A 10,325-nucleotide genomic window follows, 5' to 3' on the forward strand; every position below is an offset into this window, starting at 1 on the left:
CTATTCTGCTAGTCTAGAGCCATAATTTATTATTTTGACCATCTGTATTACTTATTTTCGAACATATATCTAAGTTTTTTAAAGCATGTTCCCAATAACCTTTTAAACAGTCATATTGTATTAACTCAAGTCTAAAATCAAAAACCAATGGATTGTCTTTAATTTTTAATTTCACATCTTTTATTTTATTATCAAGATTATTCATTATATATACTTATTTAAAAGTGAGAATATAGTATCAACCATATTCTCACCTGATTATTTTAAACTGATTTATTCAATTTAATATCATATGCCATTTGAGTTTCAGCACCACGTCCACCACGTTCTGTTTGTTCCCAATATTGGCTCTTCACTTTAACACCTTGGAATTTATAATTTACGAATAAAACTTCATTCGCTTTAGATCCTACAAATTCGACTGCAGTCACTAACACATCTTCCAACGTAATACGTGAATATTCAATTTGTTCACCACCAGCTTTACACACAGAAATTTCTAATTTCGGAATGTGACGACCAATAGCACTATTTTTCAATATGATAGGAGCAGATTTATCAATAGCAGCAGTAACATTTAAGTCTTCAAAATTTACTTTACCAGCACCACCACCACCACCACTTGTTAAAGTTGCAGGTTGAATCGCCCCCAACTAAAATCTTGTACATCAATCCAGTCTTTATGATTAGAATCTTTAGACTCACCGTTAATACCGTCAATTTTTAAAAATATATCAATAGCCATATATAAAACACCTGTAAATAAAATTATATTTAATAATAATACTCATTAGATTTTATTTTAATCATGAGTATTATTATTATTTATAAAAAATTAATAATCAATATTTATTTTTAAATTACTCTTTTTTCAATGAAGGTAATTTAGAAACTAATCGAAGTGATACAGTTAACCCTTCTAATTGATAATGTGGTCGTAAATAAAATTTAGATGAATAATAACCAGGATTATCTTCAATTTCTTCTACCACAACCTCAGCTGATGCTAATGGTTTTCTAGCTTTAGTTTCTTGAGAAGAGTTTGCAGGATCTCCATCTACATAATTCATAATCCAGTCATTTAACCAGCGCTCCATATCTTCACGTTCATGGAAGGAACCCACTTTATCTCGCACTATGCATTTCAAATAATGAGCAAAGCGACAACATGCAAATAAGTATGGTAATCGAGCAGCTAATTTAGCATTGGCAGTTGCATCTACATCATAATAATCCAAAGGCTTTTGCAAAGACTGTGCACCAATAAATGCTGCTAAATTAGAGTTTTTACGATAAATAAGAGGCATTAGACCATTGTTTGATAATTCTGCTTCTCGTCTATCACTAATTGCACATTCAGTAGGACATTTCAGATCAACACCACCATCATCTGTTTCAAATGTATGTGTTGGAAGCTCTTCAACGACACCACCTGATTCAACACCGCGTATTGATGTACACCAACCATACTCATTGAAAGATCTATTAATGTTTACAGCCATTGCATATGCAGCATTCACCCACGCATAGTCTTCGTGCTGCTCAAGAACCTCTTTAAAGTTAAATCCTTCAACAGGGTTATTTTCTGCACTATATGGTAAACGCACCATAAATCGTGGTAATGCTAAACCTAAGTAACGAGAATCATCATTTTCACGTAAATTTCTCCAAGCAATATATTCTGTGTTTTGGAAAATTTTTGTAATATCACGTGGATTTGCTAATTCTTCAAATGACTCCATTTGCATTAGACTTGGATCTGTCCCCGTAATAAATGGGCAATGTGAAGATGCTGAAATTTTTGAAATTTCAGTTAACATTTCAACATCTGGTGCACTATGATTAAAATAATAGTCACCCACTAAACAACCAAATGGTTCACCACCAAATTGGCCATATTCCTCTTCATACACTTTTTTAAATATAGGACTTTGATCCCACATTACGCCTTTAAATTTCTTTAAGTTTTTACTTAATTCTTTTTTACTTAAAGGCATAAACTTAATTTTAAGCAAATGATTTGTCTCAGTATTATTTACTAAATAATGAAGACCAACCCAAGAACGCTCTAACTCTTGAAACTCATTATGATGAATTATTTTGTTAATTTGTTCCGAAAGCTTTTTATCTATTTCTGCAATAATTGCAACAATAGTTTGATACGTATCATTAGAATGCTGAACAACACTTTCTAACGCTTGCTTTGCTAAAGTTTTAACAGCTTGTTGAACCGCTGATTCAGCTTGCTGAGACTTAGGCTTAAATTCTTTATTGATTAATTGTTCAAATTCATCTAATTGAATATATTGAGCACTATTCTCAGTTTCTAATTGTGAAATATTAGTCATATTTATTCTCTAATCACTTAGATTCTTCTTGATCTTTTTTTGATAAATTGGCAATTGATTGTAATAAGTTATTATCTGAAAGAACTTTACTAATCAAAGTTTCCGCACCTGTTTTACCATCCATATAAGATAGTAAGTTAGATAATTCAACTCGAGCATCTAAAAGTTCTTTTAGTGGTTCAATTTTTTTTGCAATACGATCTGGTGAAAAATCTTCAAGACTTTCAAACTCCAAATCAACATTGATGAAGCCTTCGTTAGTCAGTGCATTTTCAACACTAAATGCAGCTCTGGGCTTCAATGCTTTCATTCGTTCATTGAAATTATCTATATCAATTTCCATGAATGATCGCTCACTAATTTCTGGCAATTCAATATTTGATTTACCAACTAAATCAGATATCACTCCCATTACAAAAGGAAGCTCAATCTTTTTTTCAGAACCATAAATCTCAACATCGTATTCAATTTGAACACGAGGTGCTCTATTTCTGGCAATAAATTTTTGACCGGAATTTTTATTCATAATTCATCCTATTATTCAGTAATATTTTTCTCGGTAGGTTGCCCAACTAAATTTATAAGTTTATCCATTGAATCAGGACTAATATCTTTCATAATTTCATAAAAGTTATAAGTCATTAACCTTTGAATTCTTCTTATAAATAAAGGCGCAGGATGCGAGGGCTCATTTTTCTCAAAGTAGAGATAAATTTTTTCAAGTATTAAGTCGATATCATTTCTGGATTTTATTTCAAAATTATTCCAATTAAATTCACCAAAAAATACATCTTTTTCTGAGTTTTTAGTTAACTCACTACTAATAACTTCATTTTTGTTATTATCTTTTAATAATAAAATAAATTTATTAATAAATTCTTCTAAATTATCAAATCTTAGTTCAGAAAAACCAACTTTAGAATCAAATATGTTTACAATATTCTTTATAATATCTAAAGATTTAATCAACAAACTAATTTCAGATTTTTTATCGCTAGCTGCTATTTTAGAATCCACATATAATCGTTCCATGCCACCAGGGTAAATATTATGTGAATCAGCAGGATATTCTAAAATCTTCTCAATTTCTCTAAATGTGTAAGAATTATTTGTCAGCCTATTTTTCACCAAAACAGAATTTTTTAAAGCTTTTATTATACCATCATTAGAATTAAATAATGAAAGAGAGTTAACACGATAATCAGGATCTAGGCTATTATCTTCATCATATAATGATGGATAAAGATCATCCCAATATAAATTTAAATTATCATAGATAACTCTCAAACTAGAATAAAGCCCATCAACACCATAGCAGTAAATTGAACTTAAAGAAAAATAAGACATAACATTTAAATCTTTACTTTTCTCAAGTAAAATATCACTTGAAATATTAAATACTTTTTCCCAGTCTTTTTCCTTGGCTTCAATAATAATATCGCCATATTGTTGTTCTGGCTTATCTCTTACTAGATCTAGGAGATTTAAATAATCTGGATCATACTCCACATTAAAACCAACAGAATTATCTTTACTTATCGAATCTATATATATTTCATATGTAATCATGGTAAATTCCTTATATTTATTTTATTTCTAACATTTGAAAGTTCTAATCCAATCTAAATTTATGGGCAATTTATTTTTACGAGATTCAAATTCGATTACTACTTTTTCATTTTCCATCAAAAAAGTAGCAACTAAAACTTTAGATTCATTATTAAATTTCAAACTTTCAGCCTTATCTAAAATCTTAAATAGCGACCACTCACCATCTGAAACTAATTTAATTGGTATATTATTTTTTAAAAGCTTTAAATTTATAACAAAACGTTGAGAATTTTTAGCAGGCCAATCTAAATTAAAACTTTTAATTGGACCATGATAATAATCATATTTTTTACCATCATATGTTATATTTATATATTCAGCATTTTTACTTAAAGTTTTCACTCTTAGTATTAAATCTATATTTGGAATATCTCCCCCCTCAAAATATAATGAATTTATGTTCTCAACATTTTTATATATGGACAATCTCTCATTTAACCCCTGCTCCAATAAAATTCTATATGGAACTTGCTGTCCAGATGCTACTTGAACATTACTATTAATCGTAGTTAAGTATGAACCACTCTTACCAAAAATTTGCGCTAATTCCTTTAATGAAACTTCATTAGATGAGCTTTTATCAAATGGGTACTTATTAAAGATTAAATCACGACAAGAATTCTTAACAATTTGATCTTGTTGTGTAACGATAGCGACAAGTTGCCCATCCTTATAAGACTGACTTGACGCTAGCACCTTTCCCACAAAGACATCTAACATTGGTTTAAATGGCTCAGGTAGTCTATTTATCTGTGCTTTATAATTAATTAACGGTTTAACATCAGGTAAAAGTTGATCTTCACTCTGAATACTAAATTCAAGTGACAATAAATATATATATAAATCATTGATAGACTTTGTAATATCATTCAAGTGTGACTCGTTATCCCCACCAGTAACTAAATTTCTAAATGGTGAAAAACTATTTGAAATATTCTCTAAGTATCCTTGAATTTTCGATTCATCAATTTTTATTTGCTTCTTAGCTACAGACTTAACTGCAGCTTTTGTCGTTGCAGAATTAAGATTAGTAGACTCACTCTTTTTTTCTAAATTTTCTATAGTATAATTGGTATTTAAACTAATCCCTTTAATAATACCAGCCAAAGATGAATTTTTCTCTGATAATTGCTTAGCCATTGTAATTGCATGTTGTAATGATTCTGGTTTAATCATCTTAATATCATTCAAATATCCTCTCCATGCATTTACATAATTTTGAGAATATAATCTATAAATATCAAGCAAAACATCATCTATAGATTTAAACTGAGCATCATTTCCAATAACCCATTTTTCTTCATTATAAATAGTATTTAAGCGCTTAGTAACAAAAGGTTTAAAAATATACTGATAACCATATTTTGTATAAATAATATTAACAGGATCATTGAGTGTTTTATCAGAAACTCTTCTAAAAATATTATTTGAACCAATACCACCCATTGATATATAAGAAACATTCGGTATGCTTTGTGGTGGAAGAGTTCCAGAATACTTATCTAAATCCTCCAAAATAACTTGACTAACATCTGTATAAAAAAGTAACTGCCTCGCCCTCTCTATTAATACTTGATCCTTATCATTTTGCGGCATTATTTTATATTTTTTAAATATTTCTCTTGCCAATTTTAATGTTTTTTCATCATATACTGACTTTGAAATAACATTACTAAACACCCACTCATATGCATAATTACTATCATAATGCTCTTTCTCATATAACATTAAATATATTTTTAAATTTGCATATGCATTATTGTAGTTTTTACTCTCAACACTATTTCTCAAACTAGAATATATTTCATTAGAAATTGCAGGTAGCAATGTTTCTTTTATAAATCTTTCATTCTTTATCTGACTAGACTCAACAATACTTTCTTGTTGACTCAACCCATAATTATCAGAAAATGATTTTGATAATTTTTCTTTATTTATACCATTAAATGGCAAATCATTTAACTGATTAATAAACTTTAAAACAGATGGAATATGATAAATATCAACATCCTTAATATTAAATTCTAAGGTCTGTAATGACTTATCTATATCTTTTTGATAGTCCCTATTAAATAAAAATCCTTTCAATAATAATGTGAAAAAAACCACTGTAAGAAAAATCAAGAACCCAACTATTATCCAATAGTTTTTCTTGCGTTTCTTCAACCAATTATTATCAATCCCAGCCATTTTAGCAGTACTAAGAACTAATTTTTTAAATATATTTTCAACAAATAATGGATTAATAATAAGCTTTGGTTCTTTCTTTACATCATTCAAATCATTTTCTTGAAAATTATTTTGCTTTATCGAAGAATTAGAATCATCCTGCTGTATAATACTGATTAAATTCACACCTGCTAATTGTAAATCTATATCGTAGTTAGACAGCACTAATAATTTTTGTAAATAATTTTTTAACGTATCGGCAAACTGTTCAAAATGACTAGAAAAACCGAGTGCTAAATCTATTTCTTCATCATTATGATTATTATTATATGAAACACTTTTAAAAATATTCTTATGTAATTGCATTGATATACTATCTATATTAGATAATAGATCTTCAATTCTTTTATATGAATCTTCAGCTAATGGATCTAAAGTTACACCAAAAGTTAGCTGCTTTTCCTTTTCCGAAAGATATTTAAAAAATTGACCAAAACCTCGAATAGCATCAATCTTATTAATAACAATATAGATAGGACAAGAGGTATTAAATACTGTTTGTATTTCTTTTAATCTTAATCGAATCTTATCTATCTGCACTTGTAAACTTTCTTCATCAAAATTTAGCACTTCTTCAGCACTAAGCATCAATATCAATCCATTTATTGGCTGCTTTGGTCGATAATCTTTTAAAATTTTAAGTAATTCACCCCAATCTTTTTTAACCTCGTTACTCTCAGAGCCTTCAAAGAAGTGTCCCGCCGTATCTAAGAATAAAGCATCATCTGTTAAAAAACAGTCACAGTCTTCTGTTTGACGCCCAATATTCTTGGAGTCAATTAGTCCTATTGGAAATGTTAAATTTGAGTTCAATAAGGCTGTCGTTTTACCAGCATTGCTTGGACCAACAAGCATAAACCATGGCTTGTTGTAGACATAATCATGCTTAGACCCAAATACTCTTTGGAATATATTCTTTTCTTTAAGCCCTTTTTGCTGTCTTAAAAAAGCATCTAAATGTCGAAACTTATCCTTTAATCTACTTTCCAATTTTACTTTAGAGAGCTTTTCATCAACATCACTTACATCAGCATCTTTGAGCTTTTTCTTATTACGATATATCTTGTATGCACAGCCAACGACAATAACAAACACACCAAATAAGATAACTAAAACTCGAACAAGCACACTATTTAGAATTTTGTGATCAGCAATTGCTATTAGTGGCCCCACAAACCAAACCAGTAAGGCATAAATAATAAACAATGCAATAGAAGCTGATAGTATCCACTTATTTTCTTTTAAAAAAATCATTTCACACCTAATCTTTTATTTATTATTTTCTATTAATATTGGAGTTGATAATGTTGCTTGACCGAGTTTCTGATCTATATAAACTACGATCTCGACCCGTCTATTTTTAGCTCTATTCTCTTCCGTATTTGTTTCATTCAACAATGCATCTGCACCACGCCCTTCCGCTCTAATTCGGGACGTATCTTGGATATAATTCATTAGAATTCTTTTTACTGCATCTGAACGCCCTTGAGACAAATGCCAATTCGATGGATATTTTCCACTGTTTATTGCACGATCGTCCGTATAACCAAATACATCTACTCGACCTTTAACTTCATTTAAAGCCTGTCCAATTGATGCCATGACTGGATAATATCGATCATTAACTTGATCAGAGCCTGAACTAAATAGTTCATCACCTAGAATTGTAATTGTACTTTTACCAACGATTTCATCTACTTTTAACAAATTACGTTCAATTTCATATTTTAATAATGGAGTTAAGTATTTATGATCTTTTCTTTTATCCAATACAAAATGCATTGCATTCATTCGTTCTTCTAATTCATATGAATATTTACTTAAAATAAATTTCATTGTGATATATATCATCAACATAATAATAAAACCACTTAAGAAAAGTACCCAATATGGGATAATCTTTCGCTTCTCAGAATTAAAACTGGTATTTATTAGACTTTCATTAAGAATTTTTGGATTCTTTTCTTCACCATGTTCTTTTATAATTTTTTCTAATTCTTTTTTAATACTTTCTACTGTTACTTTGCCATTATTGAGTATCTTATATTTACCCATATAGCCAAGAACTAAACAGCAATACATCAATTCAATAAGATGAAGATTTTTTAATGCATCTTTCTTTAATGAATCCAATAATTGATAAAACTGTTCGCCTCCCCACGTTTCATTATGAAATGTGACTAACAAACTTCGAGCATTCCATTCTTGATCCGCCCAACCAAATTTTGTGGCAAACTCGTCAAGCATTGTACATAAGCAATATCTTGCAGCCTGAATACTTTCATAAGTAACACGATTTAATTCAGCTTGAGTCTCAAACTCTTCAATACACTTTTTAAAATTTTCCAAAATATCAATCGTTGCACCCTTATACTCAACTTCCTTTGTCTCAACTAATTTATTAAAAATAGGGAAAGCTGCACTAATTAGAGGATTAATAGATTGATCACCAATCAAATCTATTTTTTTATTATCAATACTATTTTCTATATCTTTAAATTTTAAATTTTGCATATTCAACTCTTATTTTTGTTTTATTGCCCAACATTCCATTTCTAAATCAGGAAAATCACCAGCTAAATGAATTGCCATTCCAGAAGACTTTGCAAGCCCATTCCAAAGCTCAGAACTCTTATCTAATTCAAAATAGCTATATCCAGCGTGATATGGAATTTCTCTAGGTGCAACAGGAAGAGCAGCTATCTTTATTCCAGGTAAATGATATGCAACCAATTCACGCACCATTTCAACAGAGCCCACTTTAATTGTGGTAGGTATTCTTTGTCGTAGTAACTCTTCAGAAATACTTGAACCGATTGCCAATATAAATTTACTTGTATTCAATATTGAAACATCAGGTGTTAATGCAACCCTAGTAGCCTCATCTCTCAACTCTAAAGGAATCATAATTGCACGTTGCTGAAGCACAGTAGAAAGTGATTCTTTCAACAATATACTTAACTCTTTAAAGCAATAGCCTATTTGATCATGATCATAACTAGGTAATTCATTAAAAGTTTTATCCGCATTAAAAGTACATAAATCAGCATATAGCTTAATCAAATCACCATATAGATTATGTGGATGAATGGCGTGTAAAGATAAAGAAACATGATATAGATAAGCGAAGTAGCGATTGATCGTTTGTAGCATTAAAAAGTCTCGGACTTCCCCTGTACCTTTTAATGTAGGATTATTTAATAAATTAGTTAAAGCTGTAATACGTTGCTTTAATAAACCCATGATATCTGAAACATAATGTCCTAATTTTTGACTACTACTTACAACCACTGTAGGAGGAATATATTCCATATCCAGTTCAGTTGCTGCTGTTTTGCTTGTATTAATTACTTTTGCAATAGGTAGTTTTAAATCATTTTCACTTATGTCCCTCAAAAGAGACAACCTCAGGTTTGGACAAGCCAACATCAAAGATCGTTTAGGTAAAGAAGGATCTGCACTATCCTCCAATTCAGCATCTTTCATCAAAAATCTTACTGTTTTATAGTCTTTATCTTCCCAAAAACCGTAGTTTCTTTTATAAGATGAATCGATAGCCCAAACCAAATAAATAATTTCATTTTCCAAATTTGGTTCAAGCTTGATTTTTAAATTTGGTGCCGTTGCAATAGCCTCGTTAAAGTAATCACCATTTTGAAAAAATCCAGATACCCGCTCTATTGAAAGCTCACCTAATTTCAATGAAGATAAATTCAACTCAAGATTTGTCACCCCCCAACCGAATCCCTGCAATGACAAATAATATTCACTTAATTTATTATCATAATGGCGTTCTAATTGTTGAAAGTGTTGTGGGGCAATTAAAACGCCCTCATTCCAAACTACTTTTAAATCTTGTGACATTTCCAGACCCTTAATTAATATTCTTTATAAATACCCTTTTCCAATGAAGTTTTTATCTTTGGAATTGAGTCTTTTTCAATTTTAGTTTCAAGTTTTTTTAAGACTTTTTCTGATAATCCAGAAACATCTAATCCTTCTTTTTCTAATTTTTTTAATTGCTTATTCAATGTTAATTTTGCAGCTTCTTCTAAATTTATTTGAACTAGCTGACCTTCATTTATTTCAAAATTTAAATAGTTTTTCTTATTATTAAAAAATTTGGTGGTGTTTCAA

Annotated in this window: 10 protein-coding genes; all 10 read right to left on the minus strand. The window is 29.7% G+C overall.

Annotated elements, in window-relative coordinates; all coding sequences use genetic code 11:
• Positions 1-13 precede the first annotated feature (13 nt).
• The gene (locus A6M14_RS12315; protein WP_152875413.1) at positions 14-205 is read right to left on the minus strand and encodes a hypothetical protein; all 192 of its coding nucleotides are present in this window, start codon (positions 203-205) and stop codon (positions 14-16) included.
• A 58-nt stretch (positions 206-263) separates the two neighbouring features.
• Positions 264-653, minus strand: a complete 390-nt coding sequence (locus A6M14_RS12320) for an Hcp family type VI secretion system effector (protein ID WP_277752906.1) — start codon at positions 651-653, stop codon at positions 264-266.
• The gene (locus A6M14_RS14345) at positions 626-745 is read right to left on the minus strand and encodes a type VI secretion system tube protein Hcp (RefSeq protein WP_277752907.1); all 120 of its coding nucleotides are present in this window, start codon (positions 743-745) and stop codon (positions 626-628) included. Before A6M14_RS14345 ends, A6M14_RS12320 begins: the two co-directional genes overlap by 28 nt.
• Before the next feature lie 115 nt (positions 746-860).
• Positions 861-2,348, minus strand: a complete 1,488-nt coding sequence (tssC, locus tag A6M14_RS12325) for a type VI secretion system contractile sheath large subunit (RefSeq protein ID WP_152875415.1) — start codon at positions 2,346-2,348, stop codon at positions 861-863.
• A 13-nt stretch (positions 2,349-2,361) separates the two neighbouring features.
• Positions 2,362-2,874 carry a type VI secretion system contractile sheath small subunit gene (gene tssB / locus A6M14_RS12330; protein ID WP_152875417.1) on the minus strand — a complete coding sequence of 171 codons (513 nt, stop codon included), beginning with the start codon at positions 2,872-2,874 and terminating at the stop codon, positions 2,362-2,364.
• A gap of 11 nt (positions 2,875-2,885) precedes the next feature.
• Complete coding sequence (locus A6M14_RS12335) at positions 2,886-3,917, minus strand: type VI secretion system protein TssA (protein ID WP_152875419.1); 1,032 nt, start codon at positions 3,915-3,917, stop codon at positions 2,886-2,888.
• A 27-nt stretch (positions 3,918-3,944) separates the two neighbouring features.
• Positions 3,945-7,442 (minus strand): type VI secretion system membrane subunit TssM, encoded by a 3,498-nt coding sequence (gene tssM, locus A6M14_RS12340; RefSeq protein ID WP_152875420.1) that lies wholly within the window; start codon positions 7,440-7,442, stop codon positions 3,945-3,947.
• A 15-nt stretch (positions 7,443-7,457) separates the two neighbouring features.
• Positions 7,458-8,702, minus strand: coding sequence for a type VI secretion system protein TssL, long form (gene tssL, locus A6M14_RS12345; protein WP_152875422.1), 1,245 nt, complete (start codon positions 8,700-8,702; stop codon positions 7,458-7,460).
• Positions 8,703-8,711: 9 nt separating this feature from the next.
• The gene (tssK, locus tag A6M14_RS12350; RefSeq protein ID WP_152875423.1) at positions 8,712-10,052 is read right to left on the minus strand and encodes a type VI secretion system baseplate subunit TssK; all 1,341 of its coding nucleotides are present in this window, start codon (positions 10,050-10,052) and stop codon (positions 8,712-8,714) included.
• 14 nt (positions 10,053-10,066) lie between these two features.
• Positions 10,067-10,219, minus strand: coding sequence for a hypothetical protein (locus A6M14_RS14135; protein ID WP_171500289.1), 153 nt, complete (start codon positions 10,217-10,219; stop codon positions 10,067-10,069).
• Positions 10,220-10,325 lie beyond the last annotated feature (106 nt).

Source organism: Acinetobacter portensis, from assembly GCF_009372215.1.
Classification (GTDB): domain Bacteria; phylum Pseudomonadota; class Gammaproteobacteria; order Pseudomonadales; family Moraxellaceae; genus Acinetobacter; species Acinetobacter portensis.

What these genes read in the sequence shown, in the direction of transcription:
- A6M14_RS12315 (WP_152875413.1), bottom strand. Translation starts at nt 205, where the DNA reads ATGAATAATCTTGATAATAAAATAAAAGATGTGAAATTAAAAATTAAA.
- A6M14_RS14345 (WP_277752907.1), bottom strand. Translation starts at nt 745, where the DNA reads ATGGCTATTGATATATTTTTAAAAATTGACGGTATTAACGGTGAGTCT.
- tssC (WP_152875415.1), bottom strand. Translation starts at nt 2,348, where the DNA reads ATGACTAATATTTCACAATTAGAAACTGAGAATAGTGCTCAATATATT.
- tssB (WP_152875417.1), bottom strand. Translation starts at nt 2,874, where the DNA reads ATGAATAAAAATTCCGGTCAAAAATTTATTGCCAGAAATAGAGCACCT.
- A6M14_RS12335 (WP_152875419.1), bottom strand. Translation starts at nt 3,917, where the DNA reads ATGATTACATATGAAATATATATAGATTCGATAAGTAAAGATAATTCT.
- tssM (WP_152875420.1), bottom strand. Translation starts at nt 7,442, where the DNA reads ATGATTTTTTTAAAAGAAAATAAGTGGATACTATCAGCTTCTATTGCA.
- tssL (WP_152875422.1), bottom strand. Translation starts at nt 8,702, where the DNA reads ATGCAAAATTTAAAATTTAAAGATATAGAAAATAGTATTGATAATAAA.
- tssK (WP_152875423.1), bottom strand. Translation starts at nt 10,052, where the DNA reads ATGTCACAAGATTTAAAAGTAGTTTGGAATGAGGGCGTTTTAATTGCC.